The organism is Streptomyces sp. NPDC001714 (assembly GCF_042892755.1).
Taxonomy (GTDB): Bacteria; Actinomycetota; Actinomycetes; order Streptomycetales; family Streptomycetaceae; genus Streptomyces.
In genome coordinates this window covers 169,585-190,964 of the sequence record NZ_JBIAUL010000009.1, presented here as the reverse complement: position 1 = coordinate 190,964, position 21,380 = coordinate 169,585, and the positions used below count along the sequence as shown (strand labels likewise).

General features: G+C 67.7%; 22 protein-coding genes. 11 read left to right on the top strand and 11 right to left on the bottom strand.

The genetic code is table 11. The features are described from left to right. Positions 1–78: 78 nt before the first annotated feature. Together ACFY0P_RS24565 and ACFY0P_RS24560 are read left to right on the top strand one after the other, a co-directional pair. Complete coding sequence (locus ACFY0P_RS24565; RefSeq protein ID WP_388916803.1) at positions 79–534, top strand: DUF6884 domain-containing protein; 456 nt, start codon at positions 79–81, stop codon at positions 532–534. Positions 535–1,145: 611 nt separating this feature from the next. Then, a complete protein-coding gene (locus ACFY0P_RS24560; protein WP_388916800.1) occupies positions 1,146–1,604 on the top strand; it encodes a hypothetical protein in 459 nt (152 codons plus the stop codon). A gap of 263 nt (positions 1,605–1,867) precedes the next feature. Here ACFY0P_RS24560 and ACFY0P_RS24555 read toward each other — a convergent pair whose 3' ends face one another. The 5 genes from ACFY0P_RS24555 to ACFY0P_RS24535 form a co-directional block, all read right to left on the bottom strand. Further along, on the bottom strand, positions 1,868–3,154 hold the full coding sequence (locus tag ACFY0P_RS24555; protein ID WP_388916797.1) for an IS256 family transposase: 1,287 nt from the start codon (positions 3,152–3,154) through the stop codon (positions 1,868–1,870). A 183-nt stretch (positions 3,155–3,337) separates the two neighbouring features. Then, entirely contained in the window at positions 3,338–3,694 is a 357-nt protein-coding gene (locus ACFY0P_RS24550; protein WP_388916794.1) for a hypothetical protein, read from the bottom strand. A 403-nt stretch (positions 3,695–4,097) separates the two neighbouring features. Then, positions 4,098–4,328 carry a hypothetical protein gene (locus tag ACFY0P_RS24545; RefSeq protein ID WP_387861821.1) on the bottom strand — a complete coding sequence of 77 codons (231 nt, stop codon included), beginning with the start codon at positions 4,326–4,328 and terminating at the stop codon, positions 4,098–4,100. Positions 4,329–4,743: 415 nt separating this feature from the next. After that, on the bottom strand, positions 4,744–5,238 hold the full coding sequence (locus tag ACFY0P_RS24540; protein WP_388916791.1) for a MarR family winged helix-turn-helix transcriptional regulator: 495 nt from the start codon (positions 5,236–5,238) through the stop codon (positions 4,744–4,746). Between the two features lie 133 nt (positions 5,239–5,371). Then, positions 5,372–6,598 (bottom strand): acyl-CoA dehydrogenase family protein, encoded by a 1,227-nt coding sequence (locus ACFY0P_RS24535; protein ID WP_055705457.1) that lies wholly within the window; start codon positions 6,596–6,598, stop codon positions 5,372–5,374. A gap of 63 nt (positions 6,599–6,661) precedes the next feature. On the opposite strand from ACFY0P_RS24535, the gene ACFY0P_RS24530 reads away from it, so the two are divergent. From ACFY0P_RS24530 to ACFY0P_RS24515, 4 genes are all read left to right on the top strand, one after another. Further along, positions 6,662–7,489, top strand: coding sequence for an NAD(P)-dependent oxidoreductase (locus ACFY0P_RS24530; protein WP_055705458.1), 828 nt, complete (start codon positions 6,662–6,664; stop codon positions 7,487–7,489). 455 nt (positions 7,490–7,944) lie between these two features. Further along, positions 7,945–9,432, top strand: a complete 1,488-nt coding sequence (locus ACFY0P_RS24525) for an amidase (RefSeq protein WP_388916786.1) — start codon at positions 7,945–7,947, stop codon at positions 9,430–9,432. Beyond that, positions 9,429–9,710, top strand: a complete 282-nt coding sequence (locus tag ACFY0P_RS24520) for an AMP-binding protein (protein ID WP_388917284.1) — start codon at positions 9,429–9,431, stop codon at positions 9,708–9,710. The genes ACFY0P_RS24525 and ACFY0P_RS24520 overlap by 4 nt, the downstream gene beginning before the upstream one ends. Before the next feature lie 228 nt (positions 9,711–9,938). Continuing rightward, the gene (locus tag ACFY0P_RS24515; protein WP_324613857.1) at positions 9,939–10,049 is read left to right on the top strand and encodes an AMP-binding protein; all 111 of its coding nucleotides are present in this window, start codon (positions 9,939–9,941) and stop codon (positions 10,047–10,049) included. Between the two features lie 50 nt (positions 10,050–10,099). On the opposite strand, the gene lpdA is transcribed toward ACFY0P_RS24515, so the two are convergent. Next, positions 10,100–11,512 (bottom strand): dihydrolipoyl dehydrogenase, encoded by a 1,413-nt coding sequence (gene lpdA, locus ACFY0P_RS24510; RefSeq protein WP_388916783.1) that lies wholly within the window; start codon positions 11,510–11,512, stop codon positions 10,100–10,102. Between the two features lie 131 nt (positions 11,513–11,643). Continuing rightward, the gene (locus ACFY0P_RS24505; protein ID WP_388916780.1) at positions 11,644–12,819 is read right to left on the bottom strand and encodes a saccharopine dehydrogenase NADP-binding domain-containing protein; all 1,176 of its coding nucleotides are present in this window, start codon (positions 12,817–12,819) and stop codon (positions 11,644–11,646) included. A 96-nt stretch (positions 12,820–12,915) separates the two neighbouring features. Between ACFY0P_RS24505 and ACFY0P_RS24500 the strand changes: the two genes are divergently transcribed. Then, the gene (locus ACFY0P_RS24500; protein WP_387861810.1) at positions 12,916–13,545 is read left to right on the top strand and encodes a TetR/AcrR family transcriptional regulator; all 630 of its coding nucleotides are present in this window, start codon (positions 12,916–12,918) and stop codon (positions 13,543–13,545) included. Between the two features lie 50 nt (positions 13,546–13,595). Here ACFY0P_RS24500 and ACFY0P_RS24495 read toward each other — a convergent pair whose 3' ends face one another. The 3 genes from ACFY0P_RS24495 to ACFY0P_RS24485 form a co-directional block, all read right to left on the bottom strand. After that, positions 13,596–14,657: an LLM class flavin-dependent oxidoreductase gene (locus ACFY0P_RS24495; RefSeq protein ID WP_388916777.1), complete on the bottom strand. Its 1,062-nt coding sequence runs from the start codon at positions 14,655–14,657 to the stop codon at positions 13,596–13,598. After that, on the bottom strand, positions 14,657–15,190 hold the full coding sequence (locus tag ACFY0P_RS24490; protein WP_055705465.1) for an SRPBCC family protein: 534 nt from the start codon (positions 15,188–15,190) through the stop codon (positions 14,657–14,659). The genes ACFY0P_RS24495 and ACFY0P_RS24490 overlap by 1 nt, the downstream gene beginning before the upstream one ends. Before the next feature lie 115 nt (positions 15,191–15,305). Further along, positions 15,306–15,803 carry a winged helix-turn-helix transcriptional regulator gene (locus ACFY0P_RS24485; protein ID WP_388916774.1) on the bottom strand — a complete coding sequence of 166 codons (498 nt, stop codon included), beginning with the start codon at positions 15,801–15,803 and terminating at the stop codon, positions 15,306–15,308. Positions 15,804–15,910: 107 nt separating this feature from the next. Here ACFY0P_RS24485 and ACFY0P_RS24480 point away from each other — a divergent pair, with 107 nt between their 5' ends. Next, entirely contained in the window at positions 15,911–16,807 is an 897-nt protein-coding gene (locus ACFY0P_RS24480) for an SDR family oxidoreductase (protein WP_387861805.1), read from the top strand. 53 nt (positions 16,808–16,860) lie between these two features. Here ACFY0P_RS24480 and ACFY0P_RS24475 read toward each other — a convergent pair whose 3' ends face one another. Next, positions 16,861–17,544 carry a WHG domain-containing protein gene (locus ACFY0P_RS24475; RefSeq protein ID WP_351476532.1) on the bottom strand — a complete coding sequence of 228 codons (684 nt, stop codon included), beginning with the start codon at positions 17,542–17,544 and terminating at the stop codon, positions 16,861–16,863. Between the two features lie 212 nt (positions 17,545–17,756). On the opposite strand from ACFY0P_RS24475, the gene ACFY0P_RS24470 reads away from it, so the two are divergent. The 3 genes from ACFY0P_RS24470 to ACFY0P_RS24460 are packed head-to-tail and all read left to right on the top strand — an operon-like array spanning position 17,757 to position 21,161. Then, entirely contained in the window at positions 17,757–18,731 is a 975-nt protein-coding gene (locus ACFY0P_RS24470; RefSeq protein WP_388916769.1) for an enoyl-CoA hydratase/isomerase family protein, read from the top strand. Between the two features lie 7 nt (positions 18,732–18,738). Next, on the top strand, positions 18,739–19,659 hold the full coding sequence (locus ACFY0P_RS24465; RefSeq protein WP_387137778.1) for an alpha/beta hydrolase: 921 nt from the start codon (positions 18,739–18,741) through the stop codon (positions 19,657–19,659). A gap of 35 nt (positions 19,660–19,694) precedes the next feature. Then, complete coding sequence (locus tag ACFY0P_RS24460; protein WP_388916766.1) at positions 19,695–21,161, top strand: class I adenylate-forming enzyme family protein; 1,467 nt, start codon at positions 19,695–19,697, stop codon at positions 21,159–21,161. The last annotated feature ends 219 nt before the right edge of the window (positions 21,162–21,380 follow it).

The following is a 21,380-nucleotide window of genomic DNA, read 5'->3' as shown; positions in this document are numbered from 1 at the left end:
CCGCCCCCGGAACAACACACAGGGCACCCGACCGGTACCGGTACTGCTCGCCTCGCACCCCCAGACAGGACGATGGACATGACCGCAAACGACCGTCTCGACCACTTCGGACCACAACTCGTCGTCATCCCGTGCGGCAGCCGCAAACTCGGCTCGCCCGCGCGCTCGGCAGACATGTACGTGGGCTCCTACCACCGGGCCTGCCGCAAGGCGGCCGACGCTCTCCGGCCCGGCCTGCTGCTCATTCTCTCCGCACGTCACGGGCTCCTCGACCTCGACGACGTCATCGACCCGTACGACACACCTCATGGCGCTGCCGACGCGGTGACCGGCCAGGTCCTGCTGGAACAGGCAACCGCGCGTGGCATCGTGCGCCTCGACCCCGTGGTAGCCCTCGGCGGTGCACGACATGTCGCCCTCGTGCGCTCCGTCTGGCCGCACGTCCGCACGCCGCTGGCCGGCGCGCGCGGCATGGGCGAGCAGATGGCCCGGCTCGCGGCACTGCGCGAGGGACGGGGGCTGCCTCCGGCATGACGGTCCGTGCGGCGGCCGGCGTCGGCGGTCACGGGGGTGTGACCACAGACGCTAGGTGTCTCCGGAGCACTACGCTGACCTGCACTTTTGCCAACCACCTTCAGCAGTATGGGGAGCTGTCTGCCGAGGATTCTTGGCACATCGGTACAGATTCGAAGGCCTCCCTGCCTGCACCGACGACGCCCCTTCCTCCTCCGGTTGCCTCCAATGGCCCATCCCCAACCACGACGTCACGTCGGCATCCTTCCCAGAGGGCCGCTGGATCACTCCCTCGAAAACGGGGCGGCGGTCTTCTATCTGCCGACGACGCTGCTCGGGTGAGCGTGTCGCGGAGGCCTCCGCTCTTCCCCGCTCAGATCACTGCCATATGGCGACTCACCTCCGGCCTACGCGCCCCCTGGTTGGACCGTCAGCCTTTGCTGGACTTGATCAGTGGGGGGCTCAGCACCTCGGGACATCTCCCTGAGACCGCCCAGCAAGGGTGCTGCGTGATGACCGTGGGAGGCGCACCCCTGGTATCCCGGTGCGATGAGGCGGCGTTACGAAGATCCAGAGGCCCTTAAGATGATCTTCGTAATTTCCATCGCACTCTTGGCATGTAAGGCGGAGACGTGGCTCCCCAGCCCCCGCTGCTCGATCACTCGCCAGTTGGCGCATCGAGCGCTACTGTCCCCTGGTCGGACACATCGACATTGCACGATCTCGCCCGAATGCATGCCATCTCAGCTGACGCCGTCAGTCAACTGGCCATGCCGTCGGACTGGACTGCCCGGTGGACTACGGCGTGGCGTTTCGGACGGACGCTCGTCGGTTGCACCGTCAGGAACCTGGGCGAGGTCGACGTGCTCTCAAGTGTTCCTGTGCGCCGCTTCACTTGGCGTACCGATCAGTGGCATCGCCCCGGCCTTGGATATCTGGTCAGTACCGACCGTCACCACGGTTTCGAGAGTTTCGAGGAGGAACTCCTCCTTCTGGCAGCTGACTTCTCAGGATCTCTTGTGGAGGCGCTGACTCAACCGTTCCGTCTGCGCTTCCAGAGCGTCAACGGCAGCGTCGAGCACATCCCGTGAGGACGAGGTCAAGTTCGCCGCTGCGGCCGAGGTCGCCCTGGTTGCTGGGTGGAACTACGCGGTGGTTGCTGGTTGGCACGACCATGTAGTAGGCCTGATCGATACGCTGTCCGCCGGACGAAGGCACTTGACCGACCCACTGCGGCTACAGGAGCAGCTGCTTCTGGCGGCAGAAGACGGTCCACAGCCGTTCGGGACCCTGGTAAGGCGCTGCAGCCTGGAAGGGGTCTGTGTAGCGAACGGTGGAACTCGGTCGGTTTTGTTCAGCGGCGTCCGGCGGTGAGCCGGCCGTCGAAGGTGATGTCGAAGGCTTGGAGTGCGGCCTTCCAGCGCATGGTCCAGCGTTTGCGTCCGGTACCGGTCGGGTCCAGGCTCATGACGGCCAGGTAGACGCACTTGAGGGCGGCCTGGTCGGTGGGGAAGTGCCCCCGGGCCCGGACGGCCTTGCGGATCCGCGCGTTGATGCTCTCAATCGCGTTGGTAGTGCAGACGATCTTGCGGATCTCCACGTCGAACCTGAGGAAGGGCACGAACTCCGCCCAGGCCGCCTCCCAGAGCCGGACGATCGCCGGATACTTCCCGCCCCAGGCATCGGTGAACTCCACGAACCGCTCCAGCGCGGCCTCCTCGGTCGGCGCGGTGTAGACGGGCCTGAGCGCCTTCGCGATCTTCTCCCAGTCCTGCCGGGACGCGTAACGGAAGCTGTTCCTCAGCAGGTGAACGACACAGGTCTGGACGATCGTCGCAGGCCAGACGGTATTCACGGCGTCCGGGAGGCCGGTCAGGCCGTCGCAGACCAGCATCAGGACATCGGCCGCGCCGCGGTTCTTGATCTCGGTCAGGACCTGCAACCAGTACTTCGCGCCCTCCCCGCCGTCACCGATCCACAGGCCCAGGATGTCCCGGTGTCCCTCGGCGGTGACGGCGACCGCCATGTAGACGGGCCGGTTGGCGACCTGCCCGTCCCTGACCTTCACGTTCACACAGTCGATGAAGACGACCGGATAGACGCTGTCCAGCGGACGGTTCTGCCATTCCGTCATGCCGGCCATCACACTGTCGGTGATCGTGGAGATCGTGGACTTGGAAACTTCCGCGCCGTACACCTCGGCGAGATGCGCAGAGATCTCCCCGTGCGTGAGCCCTTTCGCCGACAGGGACAGGACCATCTCGTCCACCCCGCCCAGACGCCGCTGCCGCTTCCTGACCAGCTGCGGTTCGAACGATCCAGCCCTGTCCCGCGGCACCGCGATCTCGACCGGCCCCGACTCGGTGATCACCGTCTTGGACCGGTGCCCGTTACGGTAGTTCTCCCGACCGCCCTCGGCCCGCTCACCGGGCTCGTGCCCCAGATGATCAGTGAGCTCACCATCCAGCGCGGACTCCAGCACCCGCTTGGTCAGCTGCTGCAGGAGGCCGCCCTCCCCGGTGAGCTTCACGCCACCGGCCTGAGCCCGGGCAACCAACTCGGCGACCAGCCCGTCATCCACGGCGCTTGTCCCGCTCGAAGCGGCCTTCCCGGCCTCGGTGTCACTCGTCCCGTCAGTCATCAACTGTCGCTTCCAGCTCGGGAGTTACACCACTCACCGTACAGACCCGCAGCCCGCAGTCGACACCCGCCAATGCCACGAGGTGCGGTCCACCGCAACAGAGCGGCCATGGCTCGCTGAGGGCAGCGACGGTGACCGGCTGACTGCCGGAACGGCGTCACCTACGGGACCAGCTCTACACCCCTACCTGGTTGCGTCGGCATTTCCAGGGAGGTTGCCGACCTCGGCGAGGGCTGCGTCGATCAACGACTCTGCGATGGATCGCGCGCACGCGGCGGTGTGGCTGCTGTTGAGGGCGGTGCCGCGTGCGGCCGCGCCGTCGAAGAGCAGTGCCAGTCGCTCACCGAGGGTTTCCGGATCCGCGGCCCCGGCCTGCCGTGCGATGTCCGAGAGGCGGCGGGCGAACTCGCCCTTGTACGCCGCGGCCAGTTGGTGGGCGGAATGCCCAGGGTCGGGTACTTCAACGCTGACGTTCAGGAACGGGCACCCCCGGAACGGAGCGGTGGTTTCCGGCGGCTTCCAGTCGAAGACGGCGAGCAATTGCTCACGCGGGCTCGAGGTCGGTGGGGCGGACGGCGGGGGGACGGGGAGGAGGTCGTCGCCCAGGGACCGCAGGTATGCCCCGACCAGCTCGTCCTTACTGGGGAAGTGCGTGTAGAGAGTGCGCGGTGACGTCTCCCTCGTCGTCCAGCCCGCCGTGCCTATGGCCTGAGCCGCGGATCCTGCCGCCGACGGCCCCTGCCGTCGACGTCATTCTCCGTTCCGCTTCGTGTGCCTGGTGCGCGACGGTGCCGTGTGGCGGTCCGTGGCAGATCCCACCCATCCGTCACAGCCCCATCGTGTCGATCGTTGGCGAAGCAGAGGGACAACGCGCGTCTTCGACCTCCTGGGCAGGAACGGTTGGCCGAGTAGGTGAGGGACTGGGGTATCAGCACTGCTGAACCTAGTCGCCGGACAAAAGCGTGAGGGCTCCCGACCACAGCACGCCCGGGTTGATGCACTCGGGGTGGAAACCCGTCATCCCCTCAAAGAACTCCATCGTTGTGGTGGAGTTCTTCAGTTGCCGGTCCGCAGCGTCGAGGTAGCGCCTCGTGCGGCCGATGTGGGCCGCGTCGTCCGGGCGGGCCGGGTCTTGGTGGCCGGCCACCACGAACTCCACTCCGAGCGCCTTCACTTGGCGGGGTGCCCTTCGCGCGTCGCGGCCACCACCCTCGGATTCCGCGAGCGAGAGGTGCACGCCGTTGTAGACGACGTCCCCCCCTCGACGGGGACGAGCGCGTGCCCCTCCAGACTCAGTCTGCCGACCGGCGCACTTTTCGTGGAGCCCGGTCGCCCAACCCTCCGAGCCCACCACACAAACCGCTCGGCGAACGTGGTGACGCACCTGCCGGGAACGAACACCTCGATCACGGTCAGCGACTCGGGTGTTGCCCCATGCTCGACCCAATTGACGCATGGCCTACGAACAGGGCGCCCCCTGCCCACCACAACGAGTCCGCCGGAGACCGCCGGATGGCATACGGCCCGGCAAGCCAACTTCGCCAGAACCGGGGCATAGCGCAATACCCCGGGGCGATCCCCTAGAGCCGTTAAGCCCGTTTCCCACCGTTCTGCTCCCGGACGGTGTCGAACAGGGAGGTCAGAGTGGGACTTGCCGCGAGACTGCCCAGCAGGACGTGAAGCGACTGCCGTTCCGTGGCACCCAGGTCTGCGAGGATTTCGCCGTCGAGATCGACGAGTGTGTGGTTGAGGTGGGCCAGGACCTTGCGCCCTTCGGCGGTGATGTCCACGGCGTAGCGGCGACGATCCTGCGGATCTCGTGTCCGCTCCGCGTATCCGGCGCGCTCCAGGTCGTCGAGACTCGTCACCATCGTCGCGGGGTCGATGCGCAGGAACGAGCCAAGTGCCAGTTGCGGCATGGCACCGTTGTCCGCCAAAGCCTGCAGGACGCTGTAATGCCGCACCCGCAAGCCGGTCCCGCCGATGCCGTCCTCGGCGATCCTGAACGCCACCTGCCCGAGTTTGACCAGCAGGCAGATGGTGTGTTCGGCCACTGTCCCCGGAACCAGCGGAGCCTCGGACATTGTTTATCCCGCCCATGGTTAGTCGTACGTATGGTCCTGTCCATCGTACGAGAACGCCCGAGGCACCAGGACCACTGCAGGCCGGCGGGATTCCCCACCTTCCGCCGGCTTACGGCCGGTGCGTCCTGGGTGGTCAGCCGACGATGGCCCGACCGAAGATCTGCCGGGCTATGACCCACTTCTGGATCTCGTTGGTGCCCTCATAGATTTCGCCGATCTTGCTGTCCCGGTAGATCGCCTCGACGGGTCCGGGGCTGCCGTCGGCACCCAGTTCGCGCGCGAAGCCGAGGCCTCCGAAGGCCTGGACGGCGTCGCGCGCCATGTCCACCGACAGCTTGGTGGCGTAGTACTTCGCCATCGCGGCCTCGGGCTCCGGGGACGGGTTGCCCGCGTCCAGGCGCAGGGCGGCCTTGGTGTAGAGGGTGCGGGCGTTCTCGATCTCGGTGGCCCGTTCGGCGAGCAGGAACTGCCAGTGCTGGTTGGCGGCCACCGGCTTGCCGAAGGCGTGTCGCGTCGACAGGTGGGCCACGGTGTGGTCGAAGGCGGCCTGCGCCATTCCGACCCCGGCAGCCGCGATACCGATCCGGCCGTAGGTCAGAGTGGACAGCGCATGGCGTAGTCCGTGTCCCTCGGCGCCACCGAGAAGGTCGTCGTCGGTCAGGTGCACATCCGTGAAGCGGATGTCCGCGGTGAGCTGGCCGCGGTTGCCCATCTTGCGGTCTGGAAGGCCGACTTCCACTCCGGGAAGTGCCGTGTCGACGATGAACATGCTCAGCCGGGTGCCGGTGCGGGCGAGAACCACCACGAACCCGGCGACGGGCGAGTTGGAGATCCACCGCTTGTGGCCGTTCAGCACCCAGCCGGCCTCGGTGCGTATCGCCTCGGTCTGAACCGCCTGCGGAGACAGGTCACTTGAGGCGTTCGGCTCGGTGGTGGCGAACGCGCCGACCACTGAGCCCTCCGCGACCTTTCGCAGCCATCGCTGCTGCTGCTCCTCGGTGCCCTGCCGCAGGGCGTTGCCCGCCAGGATGCAGTGCACGTCGAAGACGGCCGCGACGCTGCTGGAGTAGTAGGCCAGTTCCTCGATGGCCGCGGCGGTGGCGCTCGCCGGATGGGTCAGACCGTCGCCGCCGACCTCGCTGGGGAAGGGGATCCGGAAGACGCCCGCCGACGCAAGCGCGTCAAACACATGCCGGGGAAAGCCGTCCGTGCGCTCGTCGCCCCCCGCGATCGCCACGGCGTGGGGAGCCACTTCGTGCTCTGCGATCCGGCGCACGGCAGCGCGAACGGACTGTGTCTCTTTGGGGGCGAGGAGCTCGTGGTAGAGCCGGTCGATCTGGCGTGTGGGAGTGGAAGTCATACGGGGAAGATACCATTAGCACCACGTACCATTAGTTCGACAATCTATTTTGGAGGTTCGACCATGACACAGACGCTGGCCGACAAGACCATCCTGATGTCGGGAGGCAGCCGCGGCATCGGACTCGCCATCGCTCTGCGCGCGGCTCGCGACGGTGCGAACGTGGTGATGCTCGCCAAGACCGCCGTGCCGCATCCGAAGCTCGAAGGCACGGTCCACACCGCCGTTGACGAGATTGAGCGCGCGGGCGGCAAGGGGCTGGCCGTCGTCGGTGACGTCCGCGACGAGGACGATGTGCGCACCGCTGTCAACGCGGCGGTCAGCGCCTTCGGTGGCATAGACATCGTGGTGAACAACGCCAGCGCCATCGACCTGTCGTCGTCGGAGCAGCTGGAGATGAAGCGGTACGACCTGATGCAGGACATCAACACGCGCGGCACGTTCCTGCTGAGCAAGGCCGCTATCCCGCACCTGCGCAAAGCGGGCAACCCGCATATCCTCACGCTCTCCCCGCCGTTGAACCTCGCGCCGCACTGGGTGGGGAAGCACCTCGGTTACACGCTGTCGAAGTACGGCATGAGTCTGTGCACCATCGGGCTCGCCGAGGAGCTCGCCGCCGACGGCATCGCCGCCAACTCGTTGTGGCCGCGGACCCTGATCGACACAGCCGCCGTGCGCAACGTGGTCGGCGGCGCCGGACAAGCCCGTAGTCCGCGGATCATGGCTGACGCCGCGTACGCCATCCTCACGCGTGACGCGCGGAAGTGCACCGCCAACCTGTTCATCGACGACGAGGTCCTGTCGGACGAGGGCGTCACCGACCTGTCTGTCTACAGCCCTGCCGACTTCGAAGGTGATCTCGCGCTCGACATATTCGTCGATCCGGCCTGATCCCACACTGCTCAGTCGATGAACGCGAGAGCGTTCTCGATGCCCTTCTCGATGCCCTTCTCAATGCCCTTCTCGAGGACCTCATCGGCGAGCTTCGAGTCGAAGGCGGCGCGGGACAGCTGCAGCGACCTAGGCCTTCGCAGCGGTCGAACTAGTCGAGCAGGGCCCGGAGGGACATCCGACGCCGCACTGGTCCCGGTGCTCGGGCGACAGATAGCCGAGAACGAGATCCTCGAGTCCCGGGCAGCCGGGCCGCAGAGTGCCGTACCGCGCCGCCTGCATGCGTAGCTCCTCCACGACGACGTTGGCGACGAGGTCGTCCCTTGATGCCACAGGATCCTCCGTTCATTCCGCAGGGCCATTGCCTTGCACGTCATCCCGAGCCTATGGTCTGTCGAATGTAATGCTATGACTCACATTTGATGGCGCCGTCAGAGTCAGAGATGAGGCATGCCGTGAGTGAGGTCCCCTTCCAGCCCGCAGTGGAGCAGTCACGCGCGCTGGCCGCGGGTGAGATCTCGAGCCGAGAACTCGTCGAGCTCTATCTTGAGCGGATCGCCACCCATAACACCGCGTTGAACGCGGTGGTGACCCTTGACCCCGAGCGGGCCCGTCGCGAGGCCGGGGAAGCGGACGCCGCGCGGGCGGCCGGGCGAGACCTCGGTCCTCTGCACGGTGTGCCGATCACGGTCAAGGACAGCTTCGAGACAGCCGGGATGCGCACTGTCTGCGGGCGAACAGACCTCAAGGACTACGTGCCCGACCACGACGCCGAGGCGGTCAAACGGCTGCGTTCGGCCGGTGCCGTGATCATGGGGAAGAGCAACATGCCTCCGGGCAACCAGGACGTCCAGGCCGACAACCCGGTGTTCGGTCCTACATCGAACCCGTGGGACACGACCCGTACCTCGGGCGGATCCGCCGGGGGCGGCGCCGTCGCCACCGCCGTGGGCCTCACGGCGTTCGACTTCGGCTCGGAAATCGGCGGATCGACCAGGATCCCGTCCCACTTCAACGGCCTGTACGGGCACAAGTCGACCTGGCGGTCCATACCCCTCATCGGGCATGTGCCCTACGGCCCGGGCCCGGGACGATGGACCGAGGCCGACATGGGCTGCGGCGGCGCGCAGGTCCGCGACGCCCGTGACCTCGTCCCGATCTTGCGGGCAACGGTCGGGCCCGCCGACTACGACGGCGGTTTCAGCTACACACTCGCACCGCCGCGCGCGACCAAGCTCGCCGACTTCCGGGTCGCCGTCTGGAGTGAGGATCCCGCGTGTCCCGTCGACAGCGACGTCGCGGCAGCCGTGGACGATGCAGTCACTGTGCTGCGGGCGGCCGGCGCGAAGATCACGGTCCAGCCCGCCGGCCTCCCTGTCGACATCGCGACGAATCACGGGAAGGCTTTCCAGCCCCTGCTCTTCGGCGCGGGCGACCGCACCGGCCTCGCTCCTGCCTCCAGCGCCGCGGTGCTGGCCCGGTTCGTCCAGCACCCGCGGGGTGACGCCGGTCCCGCCCTGATCGGAACCTTCCAGTCCCACTATCACTGGCTGCAGGCCCACATGGTGCGCAATGAGATCCGGCAACGATGGTTCGAGTTCTTCCAGGACTTCGACATCGTGCTCATGCCGGTCACCCCGACGGCCGCCCCCGCCCACCACAACAAGCTGATCGACTGGTTCGGGCGGCCATTCGAAGTCGAAGGTGTGCGACGCCCTTACTGGGACCAGGTCAAGTGGAGCGCCGTCGCCAACGTCTCCGGGGGGCCGGCGACGACCATCCCGGTGCGCCGAGGCAGGAGCGGACTGCCCATCGGTCTGCAGGCCATGGGCCCTAGCGGGGGCGATCTCACCACCATCGAGTTCGCCGCCCTGCTGGGCCGGGAAGTAGACGGCTTCGTGCCGCCTCCGGCCTTCGTCCAGACCCCCACCACTGGACCCTGACCACCCGCCCGAAGACCCCGAAGAACGACGATGCACGGCTTGAGCCGCAACGCGTCACGACTGCTGACGGATTCGCGTCCCGCTACCCGGAACGCACCGCGATCGTCTTCGTCGACGACCGCATCACGTACGAGGCCCTCGACGCCGCGGCCAACCGGGTGGCGAACCTGCTCGTCTCGCGCGGGATCCAGCCCGGGGACAAGGTCGCGCTGTCCTGCCCCGATTCTCCAGCATCTACTTCGGCATCCTCAAGGCCGGCGCCGCGGTCGTGCCGCTGAACGTGCTGTTGCAGGGCCGCGAGGTCGCCTACCACCTCACCGACTCCGACGCGAAGGGCGTATTTCGCCTTCGAGGGCACCCCGGAGCTGCCGATCGGAAAGGCCGCCTGGAAGGGATTCCGCGAGAGGGCGGACTGCACCGAGTTCTTCCTGATCGAGAGCGGCGGCGCGCCGTAGTCCGGGAACGAGACGCCGGAGTCCTACACCTCGGTCGTAGCCGAGCAGCCCGTGACGTTCCGGACGGTCGAACGCGACGAAGACGACACAGCGGTGGTCCCCTACACGTCCGGCACCACCGGCCACCCCAAGCGCAGAGCTGCGTCACCGCAACGTGTATGACAACGCGCTCGCCGGCATCTACCTGTTCGTTTCGAGGGGGCAGCGCCCTGCTACATGTTGATCATGTGGCCCGCGAGGCCGTGGACGGCTTCCTTGACCGCCTCGCCCAGGGTGGGGTGGGCGTGGACGTTGCGGGCGACCTCATGGACGGTGAGGTCCCACTGCTGGGCCAGGGTCAGCTCGGGAAGGAGTTCGGTGACGTCGGGGCCGATGAGGTGGCCGCCGAGGAGTTCGCCGTACTTGCCGTCGCTGATCAGCTTCACGAAGCCGCCCGCGTCGCCCAGGCCGTGGGCCTTGGCGTTCGCGGTGAACGGGAACTTGGCGACCTGGACGTCGTACCCCTTCTCCCTCGCCTGCGCCTCGGTGTAGCCGAAGCTGGCGATCTGCGGCTGGCAGAAGGTGGATCGCGGGATCATCACGTAGTCCAGCTCCATGGTCTCCGCGTCCGCGATCGTCTCGGCGGCGACCACGCCCATCGCCTCGGCGGCGTGCGCGAGCATCAGCTTCGCGGTGACGTCGCCGATGGCGTAGATGTGCGGTACAGAGGTGCGGCAGCGGCCGTCCACGTCGATCGCGCCGCGCTCGGTGACGCGGACGCCGGTGTTCTCCAGGCCGTATCCGGTGACGTTCGGGGCGAAGCCGATGGCCTGCAGGACCTTGTCGGCCTCCAGCACCTGCTGGGTGCCGTCCTTGCCGGTGACGGTGACTCGGACCTGCGGGCCGGACTCGTCAATCGACTCGACGCGGGTCGAGGTGAGCACGTCGATGCCCAACTTCCGGTACTGCTTGGCCAGTTCGGCGGAGACCTCGGCGTCCTCCAGCGGGGCGATACGGTCCAGGAACTCGACGACGGTGACCTTGACGCCGTAGTTGTGCAGCACATAGGCGAACTCGACGCCGATGGCCCCGGCGCCGGCGATCACGATCGACTGCGGCAGGTCCTCGGCGAGGATCTGCTCCTCGTACGTCACCAGGCGCGCGCTGCGCTTGGTGCCGGGCAGCAGCTTGGGGGTCGCCCCGGCGGCGATGATGCAGTTCTCGAAGCCGATGGTGCGGGTGTTGCCGTCGTAGTCGGCCACCTGGAGTGTGTGCGGGTCGAGGAACGAGCCGCGTCCGCTGATTTCGGTGATCTTGTTCTTCTTCATCAGGTAGTGGACGCCCTTGACCCGGCCGTCCGCGACCTTCCGACTACGGCGGAATGCCTCCCCGTAGTCGAAGGAGACCTCACCATCGACCTTGATGCCAAAGGTCTTCGCCTCGCGCGTGAAGACGTGCGCCAGTTCGGCGTTGCGCAGCAGGGCCTTGGTGGGGATGCAGCCCACGTTCAGGCAGACGCCGCCCCAGTACCTCTCCTCGACGACTGCTACGCGCTTGCCCAGTTGGGCGGCCCTGATGGCGGCTACGTACCCGCCCGGGCCCGCGCCGAGTACGACGACGTCGAAGTGCTCACCCTGCTCGTCCATGGACCATTCCTTTCCACTGGGACGGTCGACTCCACGTCGGTGGCCGACTCGCTCCCGATCGCACAACCTGTTCGTCAACTCAGTCGCTGTGGTTCAACGCCCCGATGCCGTGATCCATGCCCGCGCAGCGATCACCGACGTGCCGAGGCCCCGTCGACTTCGTGTACTCCCGCCTCGGCGGCGCCGAGCCTGAGGGTGTCGAGCCCGAAGGCCGCGACCGGACCGTGCACACCGGGCTTCAGGACGGCATCCGGCGCCGCCGCATGGACTGCACCCCACGCCAGGAGGGAGCCCGTCATCTCGTAGGGATCGGGTCCGGTGAGGGCCGTCGTGGCCAGGGGACGACCGTGGCCGTCGCGGGCGACCGCGATCACCAGGGAACGGCCGTCGGTGTCCGGCTCACGATGTGCTCCCGGGAGCCTCCCGGACCACCGCGTCAGAGCAGCCCGCACCTTCGCCGACCTCAGCAAGGGCGCCTGGAGCATGGCGGCGATCTGTACCGGACGCGTCCACCGCCCGAGCCAGCCCATCCCCACCTCGACGCTCTCCAGCCGAGGGAAGACCTCAGGCAGGCCGAGATGCTCCGTGCCCGGGACGGTTATGGCCGGGCGTCGCACACCGGCGTAGCGGAAGGTGAGGACACGCTTGGCGGCCCGCTCGTCGACCAGTCGGGAAGAGGCTCCAGGACGTGGGGAGCGGTAGGCGAACCCGTCCTCGGCCGCCGCGGCGACCAGCGTCTGGCGCGTGCCACCCGTGGTCAGGTCCCAGGAGTCGCGCAGGGTGCTCCGGTAATGCAGCTCACTCCCGCGCCCCGAACGGGTGATGAAGTAGCCGATCTCGACATGGCATGCGCGCTCGCCCGCCTGTTCCAGGGCCAGGGCGCCGGCGAGGTTGCCGGGCACGTAGTCGTAGCCGAACGCGGGCACGAGAGTCGCTCCCCGGGCGGCCGCGACGGAGTCCAGTTCAAGGAGGACCCGGCGGGCGAAGGGGCCCTCCCCCGTGGAGTCGAAGTAGCGCGCTCCCGCCCGCGCGGCGGCCGTGACCGTGGCCATGCCCAGTTGCATGAACGGCCCGACCGTGGAGACGACCACATCGCTGGGGCCCAGAAGGCGCGTGAGGCGGGCGGAAGAGGTGACGTCCACTTCCGCCACCGGCAGTTCCGCCTCGAAGCGGTCGGCCAGGGTCAGCATCTTCGTTCGGCTTCGCCCGACCAAGGTCGGCTTCTCACCTCGTGCGAGCAGTTCCCTGAGAACCCGCCGCCCCGTGTACCCCGTCGCACCCAGCAACAGGATTCTGCGCTTTTCCACGGCTACGTCTGCCTTCCGGAGGGCACTGTCACGACGACCACTGACCGACCACGAGTCATTCACTGACTTCAGGTCATTGAATATACGATGGTCAACATGAGAGGGCCAAACCGACGACAGCTGTATGCGGAGCAGACCCGGGCGGACCTGGTGGCGGCCGCGCGCAAACTCTTCGTCGACAACGGGTTCGCGGACACGTCGGTGGAGGCCATCACCGCGGCGGCGCAAGTGAGCAAGGGCACCTTCTACCACCACTTCCCGGACAAGAAGGCGATGTTCGCCGAGCTCTACACGGAGTTGCTCCAGCCGGTCGGAGCGCTCGCCGACGCGGCGTCCGAGGCGATCCGTGCGACACCGGGCAAGCCTGCGTTGACCGCCGTGTCGAACCTCACGCACGCCTTCTTGCGGCGGACCATCGACGATCCCCTGCATCGAGAGCTCATGGCCCAGGCGCCCTCGGTGCTGGTGGAGCAGTACCGGCACATCAACGACACGGTGGCCCAGCCGCCGATCGAACGGCTCTTGACTGTCCTGGCCGAACGCGGTGACGTGGAATCGGATGTTCCGGTCGCCACCGTCGCCCGCCTGCTGTTGGCCGTCCTGTGCGAGGGCAACCAGATCATCGCCGCCGCGGCGGACCGGGAGGACGCCCTGGCCAGGACGTTCCACACGATCACCCTGCTGATGTCGGGCCTGGCGGCGGACGGCGTCAGCGCGCACGGTTGACGTCGACCAACGCCTGCAACAGCACTCCTCGACCGCACCCGGCCGTGCCGCTACCGTGCCGCCTCGTCCTCGATGTCACGGACCAGGTCGATGGCCCGGCCGATAGTGGTGAGCCGAGCGTCGAGGGTCTCTCCGGCCGGATAGAAACGTACGGTGTCCACACCGGCGTCGCGCCACACACGCAGCCGTTGGCGCACCATGCCCTCGGTTCCGATCAGAGTGGTCGCCAGCACCATTTCGTCGGTGACCAGGCCGGCCGCGCCGTCCCGGTCCCCGGCCTGCCAACGTGTGCGGACTTCGGCCGCCACTTCGGCCCAACCCTGGCGGCTGTAGGCGTTGTTGTAGTAGTTCGTGGTCGCGGAACCCATGCCGCCGAGGCTGAAGGCAAGTTCCTTCTTGCGTCCGGCCACCATCGCGCTCAGCGCGTCCTCGTCGTCCGCGAAGGCGACCTCGGCGCCTTGGCAGATGTCGAGGTCGGCACGGGCGCGACCGGCGGCGGCAAGGCCCTGGTCCAGGTGGTCGATGTACGCCTCCTTGGCGCCCTCGGGCACGAAACTGGTGCCCAGCCACCCATCGGCGATCTCACCGGTCAGGTGCAGCATCTTCGGCGAGAGAGTGGCGAGGTAGACCGGAATGTCATGCTCGGCACGCATCGACAGACGCATGGGCTTCGCCTGCCCGCCCGGCAGCGGAATCCGGAACTCCTTTCCTGAGTAGGAGACTTTGCCGCCCGCGGCGGCCTCCCGCACGATCTCGACGGTCTCCCGCATCCGCACCAGCGGCCGGGCGAAGGGCACGCCGTGCAGCCCCTCGATCACCTGCGGCCCGGAGGGGCCCAGGCCGAGAAGGAAGCGCCCCTCGGAGATCTGCGACAGTGTGATCGCGGCGCGGGCGATGGCCATCGGCGTGCGGGTGCCGAGTTGGATGATTCCGGATCCGAGGAGCATGCGCTCGGTCTTCGCCGCGAGGTAGCCCAACGGCGAGGGGGCCTCGGAGCCCCACGCCTCCGCCACCCAGCAGATGTCAAGACCGAGCTTCTCCGCCTCGGTGACATAGGCGACGATCTCCCGCCAGTCGCCCCCGGAAGCCTCGATCGTGGTGGAGGTACGCATCAGAGCCTCGCCTCGCCCGCGGGCCGGGCCCTCTCGGCCAGCTTCTTGATCTCTTCGAGGGTGATGGTCATGTTGGCCTCGAACTCCCGCATGCGCACGAAGACGATCTTCTGCTCCTTCTCCGGCATGCGATCGATGGCGAAGGAGAGGCCCGAACGGGCCGGCCCCATCTGCATCCATTCGCTCAGCAGAGTGCCACCGCCCTGCGGCTCCAACGTGAACCGCCAGATCGCCGTCGGGTTCTGCGGGTTCTCGACGGCCCAGGCAAGCAGCCTCGGCGGCTCGCACTCGACGATGTGGGAGGTGGTGGCCCACTCCCCGAGTGCCTCGTGCTTGCTCCGGCCGATGAACCGGGCTCCCAGGGCAGGGGCGGTCCTGCCGTCCAGCCATTCGACGGACTGCAGTTCGGAGCTCATACGCGGCATCAACTCGATGTCGGACACGAGCGTCCACACCTGTTCGGGCGGAGCAGCGATCCAGGTGCGGACCTCCACCGTCGGCTTGTCCGCATAGCGCGCGCCTGTCCACTCCATGTTTCCTGCAGCCTCCATGCCGATCCGAGAACTCCCATGACCAGATGTGACCAGTAAAGTTGCGTAGATGGACTCACCTGTCAAGGGAAAGCGCAGCCCCGGCAGAGCCGCTGAGTCAGCCGGCGAAACGCTCCCGCACATCCGGCCGTTCGGCCAGGTGTGGCGGATAGCCGGGGCCCATCCGAGGACTGGTGTTCTCCGCGGTCATCTGCTCACCGCAGGAAGAACACACCACCTCGGCGTGGGCTTCCTGTCCACAGGCCTCGTGCCGCATGACTACCGGCGGGCCCTGTTCACCGGACAGCCAGCGGTCCCCCCACCGGTTCATCACCAGCAGCACACCGTAGAAGTCGCGCCCCTTCTCCGTGAGCACGTAGTCGTACCGAACCGGCTCCGTCTGGTACGGCCGTTTCTCCAGCAGCCCCTCGTCCACCAGCCGACGCAACCGGTCCGTCAATGTGTTGCGCGCGATCCCCAGTGACACCTGGAACGCGTCGAACCGCCGGATCCCGTAGAACGCCTCACGCAGCACCAACGGCGTCCACCAGTCCCCGAGCAGGTCCATGGTGCGCGCGATCGAACAGGGCCAGTGCGCAATGGATGTCCGCCTCATGACCGTCAGCATAGGTTCGTCCAGTCGTAAGACCCAGCAGGTGGAGCGGTGACAATTCATCCGCGCGACATCTTGCGCTCAATAAATAACGAAGTTATGTTGCGGCCATGAAACGTGACTTGCTGGGCAGAAAACTGGTTGTCACCGGAGCGGCGCGCGGCATCGGCGAGAAGGTGGCCCGCCTGGCCATCGCCCGAGGCGCTCAGGTGGCCTTGATCGGACTGGAACCCGATCGGCTCCGTGACCTCGCCCGCGAGCTGGGCCCCGCCGCTTCCTGGCGTGAGGCCGATGTGCGCGACGGCACCGTCCTGCGGTCAGCGATCGACGAGGCCGCGGGGGTCATGGGCGGCATCGATCTGGTCGTCGCCAATGCCGGGGTCGTGGCGTACGGGACCGTGCGACAGACGGACGAGGCGTCGTTCGAGCGGGTCCTGGACATCAATCTGAACGGTGTCTTCCGAACCCTCAAGTACGTGACGCCCCATCTGGAGCGCAGCCGGGGACACGTACTGGTCGTGGCGTCCGCGCTGTCCTTCATGCCGCTGGCGGCGATGGCCTCCTACGGCGCCAGCAAGGCCGCGGCCGAGCTGCTCGCCCTGACCTACCGCCAGGAGGTGGCGCACCTCGGCGTCACGGTCGGCCTGGTGCACCCCTCCTGGATCGACACGGATCTCGTCCGGGGCGCCGAGGCGGACCTTCCCTCGTTCCAGGGCCTGCGCAACCGGCTTCCCTACCCGGGCAATGTCACCACGAGTGCCGACCGGGCGGCTGCCGCGATCGTCGACGGGCTCGTCCGCCGCCGCAGCCGCGTGTACGTCCCCCGCGCGGTCGTCGTGGCCAACTGGGCCAAGGCAGCGCTGAATTCGCCACTGGCCTGGCCATGGGCGAGGCGCTTCGCGGCCCGTGCCGTTCCGTCCCTCGAACGGGAGGTCGCGGCGCTGGGGAGGCATGACCAGCTCACGCCGGGCACCGGCACCTCTGCCGCGGAGACCAAGTCGCCCTAGCCGCACATAAGCAGTCCCGCGCGGGACCGCGACCTGCCCTGCCCTGTCGACTTTCACCGACCTTGAACGATCGAGTCGTAAAGGCGCGCGCCCGCCTCGTGCGAGGCTTCGGCCCGTTCCCGCTCGTCGCCCAGACCGACAGAGAAGTTCACGCCCATCGGCCGCATCACCTGCGCCACGGGGTCCTCGAACTCGCCGAAGTGCTCGGCCAGCTCAAGGGTGATGTACCCGTGGACCAGACTCCACAACTGGGCGGCTATGACTTCAGGTTTCTGCCGCTCGGCCCTGCCCGAGTCCACGAGCCGTTGACATGCCGCGGTGATATGGACGTGGGCATCCCTGAAGGCCGGCGAATGGCCGCTCAAGCGAAGGTCCGCGTCCGACAGCGGCCGGTACGTCGCACGAGTGGACAGGCCGAACATCAGGTCATACAGGTGAGGGTTCTCGTGGGCCACTCGGCGGCAGGTCAAAGCCATGGCGAAGAGATCCGCGATCGGATCATCCGTCACCGGCACCTGGGCGAACGCCCCGGCGAGCTCCCTGAAGCCGTGGTCGGCGACGGCGCGCATCAGCTCGGGGATCCCACCGAAGTGGCCGTAGACGACCATCGTCGACAGCCCGCTCGCGGACGCCACCGTACGCGCCTTGATGGCCGACGGCCCCTGTTCGGCCAGCAGACCGACAGCGGCTCGCACCAGCCGCTCCGGTGCGTCATCGAGCTTCGGCCGCCCTGCCATGCCTCTCGCGCCTCCACCATTGACACTCTTGAAATAACTTGGTTATGTAACTCGTCACGGCAATAGTACACATCTCGAGCGACGTGCCGTTTCGGACACGGGGCGCGCCTCCCCGGACGGGCTTTCACGCACTGTCCCAGATTCCTGGCGCCGGCAGCCCCTCCCTCACTCGCTTTGCACTCCCCCATGAACCCAGCACGGGAGCAGAATCCATGCCATACAAAGACAAGGGTCATCTGGAGATCGAGGACCGCGGAGCCGTCCTTGTCGTCCGGGTCGACGGCGGCCCGCACCAGTTGTTCGGCCTCGACATCGCCCGGCAGCTGGACAAGCTGGTGACCCGGGTCGACCGCGATCCGAGCGTCCGTGCCGTCGTCTTCACCGGGGCACATCCCGAGCGGTTCGTCAGCCATGCCGCGGTCCGGTGGCTGCAGGAAGAGGGCGCCGCGAGCCCGACGGTCGGCCGGCGCGGTGCCGCCGCTGTGGTACGCATGGCCAAGCACGTGGACCGGTCCCGTCTCCTCGGGCCCGTGATGCGCAGGACCCCGATGCGTGGAGCCCTCCAGCTGGAGCGCCTGCACACGACCTTCCTCCGGATGAACGCCAGCGGTGTCCTCTTCTTCGCCGCCCTCAACGGTTCGGCTCTCGGCCTCGGCGCCGAGTTCGCCTGGGCCTGCGATCTTCGGGTCATGGCCGACGGGGACTTCTTCATCGGCCAGCCCGAAATCCTCCTCGGCATCATCCCGGGCGGAGGCGGCACCCAGCGGCTGACCCGCCTGATCGGCACCCACCGGTCCCTGGCCGCGATCCTCGAAGGCAAGCCGTTCACGCCCGCGGAGGCGCTCGCCAACGGGGCGGTCGACAAGGTCGTACCCCAGGACAAGGTCGTCGCGCAGGCGGTCGAACTCGCGGAGCACTTCGGCCGACGGTCGAAGGGGTCGGTCGCGGCCGCCAAGAGGTCGGTGTACTTCGGCGGCTCGATGTCCCTGGAGGACGGACTCCACGTCGAACGCGCCGAGTTCTTCACCAGAGTCATGTCGAAGGACGGTCAGGAACTGATGCTCGACTACATGAAGACGACGGACGCCACCGGCGAGCTCCCGCTCTACGCCCCGGACACCTACGCCCAGGCGCTCGCCTCGGGCAGCGTGCCCGGGCAGCGCTCGACGAAGTCGACGCGGCGGTGAGCCGACGATGACCACTGCGCACTCCTTCACCCGTCACGACATCACCTTCCCCTCCGGCGACAGCACCTGTGCCGGATGGCTCTACCTCCCGACCGGCGTCACCTCCCCGCCCGTCGTCATCCTCGGGCACGGCCTCGGCGCCACCCGCGAGATGCGCCTGGACGCCTTCGCCGAGCGTTTCGCCCAGGCCGGTATCGCCGCCGTGGCCTTCACCTACCGGCACTTCGGCGACAGCGGCGGCCACCCGCGCCAGCTCCTGTCGATCAAGCGTCAGCTCGCCGACTGGGACTCCGCCATCGCCTACGTCAAGGCCCGCCCTGACATCGACCGCTCCCGCATCGCGGTGTGGGGCAGCTCCTTCGGCGGAGGCCACGCCATCACCGTCGCCTCTCGGCATCCCGAACTGCGCGCGGCCGTGTCCCAGTGCCCGTTCACCGATGGCCTCGCCTCCGCGCTCGCACTCGGCCCGGTCGCCTCGCTCAGGATGACCCCCGTGCTCGCCCGGGACATGGCGGCCAGACTGCGCGGCAAGGCACCCGCGATGGTTCCCATCGCCTCCGCCCCCGGTTCGCCGGCCCTCATGAACGCTCCGGACGCCCTGCCCGGATATCAGGCGCTGCAACCGCCGGGGACGACGTTCCGCAACGAGGTGGCGGCACGGGTCATTCCGACCATCGCCACCTACCGGCCCGGGCGTGCGGCGAAGAAGGTCGCCATGCCGATCCTCTTCTGCGTCAGCAACACCGACTCCGTCACGCCTCCCGCCCAGACCCTCAGGTACGCGCGCACCGCACCCCGGGGAGAGATCAAGAGGTACGACGCCGGCCACTTCGACTTCTACACCGGCGAGACCTTCGAGGCCCTGGTCCGCGACCAGATCGAGTTCCTCACCCGGCAGCTGCGCCCCGCGCCGGCATCGACTCCTTGACCGGATCGCACAACACCGAGACAGGTACGCCCGCCATGAACTTCGCTTCACTGCCCGACCGCCGCGCCGCTCACGACCCCGATGGGGCAGCGGTCTCGGACGGGCGCCAGTCACTCACCAACACCCAGTTGCTGGACCGCGTCCGTGCCGCAGCGCTTCAGCTCCAGGACCTCGGCATCGGTCCCGGCGATGTCGTGGCCCTCAAGCTGACGAACCGCATCGAGTTCGTGCTGCTGTTGTTCGCCGCCTGGCGGATCGGCGCCACCATCACGCCGGTCAACCCGAGCATGACCGACGTCGAGGTGGACCGACAGGTCAAGGACTCCGGTGCGCGTCTGCTGGTGGTCGAAGACCACGAGGCGCCCGTCACGGACGGTACTGCCGTACTCGCCGTCGGCGCACTGCACAAGGAAGGGGCGAGTTCGGATCACGCACCGCATGTGGACCCGTCCGCGCTGGCTCTCCTCATATACACCAGCGGCACCACCGGGACGCCCAAGGGCGTGATGCTGGACCACGCCAACATCGACGCCATGACGGAGATGGGCCGCCTGTCCCTGGACATCGGGCCCGCCGACCGGTGCCTGCTGATCCTGCCGCTCTTCCACGTCAACGGCATCGTGGTCAGCATTCTCACGCCTCTTCTCGCGGGGGCGAGCGTCGTCATCGCGGGCGGCCGGTTCGACCCACACAGCTTCTTCGACCTCGTCGAGCAGGAGCGCCCCACCTTCTTCAGCGCCGTGCCGACGATCTACGGCATGCTCGCTGCACTCCCGGACGACGTGCGGCCCGACACATCGTCGCTGAGGTTCGGAGTCTGTGGCGCCGCACCTGCCTCCGCCGAGCTGCTGAACCGGTTCGAAGCCCGCTACGGGTTCCCTCTTGTCGAGGGGTACGGCCTGTCCGAAGGAACCTGCGGGTCCACCGTCAACCCCGTCGCGGGCCCGCGACGTGCCGGCACCGTGGGACTTCCCTTCCCCGGCCAGCAGATTCGGATCGTCGACGCCGAAGGTACCGAGGTGGGGCCGGGCACGGACGGTGAGGTCCTCGTGAAGGGCCCCAACGTCATGCGTGGCTACCTCGGCCGCCCCGAGGAAACGGCCAGAGTCATCGTCGACGGCTGGTTGCACACGGGCGATGTGGGTCACCTCGACGCCGAGGGCTACCTGACCCTGGTCGGGCGCTCGAAAGACATGATCATCCGTGGCGGGGAGAACATCTACCCCAAGGAAATCGAGGACGTCCTCACAGGCGACCCATCGGTGCTCGAAGCTGCCGTGATCGGCGTACCCGACGAGAAGTGGGGAGAGGTGGTCGTGGCCTACATACAGCCGCGACCAGGCATGACCGTGGATCCGACGGCCCTGCGGGAGCTCTGTGCGCGCAACCTCACCGGCTTCAAGCGTCCGACCGAGTTCTTCGTGGTGGAGGCCATAGCGAAGAACGCGGTCGGGAAGATCGACAAAGCCTCCTTGCGCGCTGCCCACGTCGCGGCTTCCTGAGATTCACCGCGCGCCGAGCCTGGATGCCCAGGCAGCACACATCCGACAGCGCGGCCGCGGGGGACGCTTCGGCGGGTGTCCCGGTCTCGGCCCGGATCTGACTGCGTGGCGGCCTGACCGGAAGCAACTGGGCCGCCCCTCGGTCCGGGAGGCGGCTCGGACGACTTGCCCCGGCCGGCCAGTGAGACTGTGGACCCGCAGGGGCGCCGCTCTCGTCGT